A 584-nucleotide genomic window follows, 5' to 3' on the forward strand; every position below is an offset into this window, starting at 1 on the left:
AGCCTGCCGACGGTTCGTCAAGCAACCAGAAACGGCCGTTTTGTAGCATTGCTCGCGCAAGTTCAAGACGTTGAGCCTGTCCTCCAGATAAACCGCCTGAACGGTCAGAGATTGCGTAATCCAGGCCATGCATTTCAACAAACTCAGCCGCGTAAGAATCGTTGAGCACTGTATTCACTTGTGCGTCTGGAATATCGTCTTTACCAAGCGTGACGTTATCCCCAATGCTGCCGTGCAATAACATTGCGTTTTGACCAATCCAGCTGACAGCTTCGCGCCAAGTCGATAGATCAAGTTGAGACAACTCGCAGCCGTTAATTTTTAAACTGCCCTTGTATGGCATAAAGCCAAGAATGGTATTAACCAAACTGGTTTTACCTGCGCCACTTGGGCCAACAAGCGCAGTGCTTTGATTGGCTTCCAATGAAAATGACAGAGGGCCAGCCAATTGTTTGCCTTCAGGGCTGAAAACAACCAAATCTTGAGCTTCGATTTGAATTGGCGTGTTCTGTTCAAGAGATTGAGTTCCATCTTTCACTTGATCGACCTCTAGTTCAAGAAACTCGACAATACTTTCGGCAGCG

The 584-nt window shown here is 47.4% G+C and carries 1 protein-coding gene; it reads right to left on the reverse strand.

Going from position 1 to position 584, the window contains the following annotated elements; genetic code table 11:
* Positions 1-584 (reverse strand): ATP-binding cassette domain-containing protein (locus R7E78_RS28670; protein WP_318058952.1); only part of this gene is annotated, 584 nt, incomplete at both ends.

It is taken from the genome of Vibrio sp. YT-19(2023) (assembly GCF_033337395.1).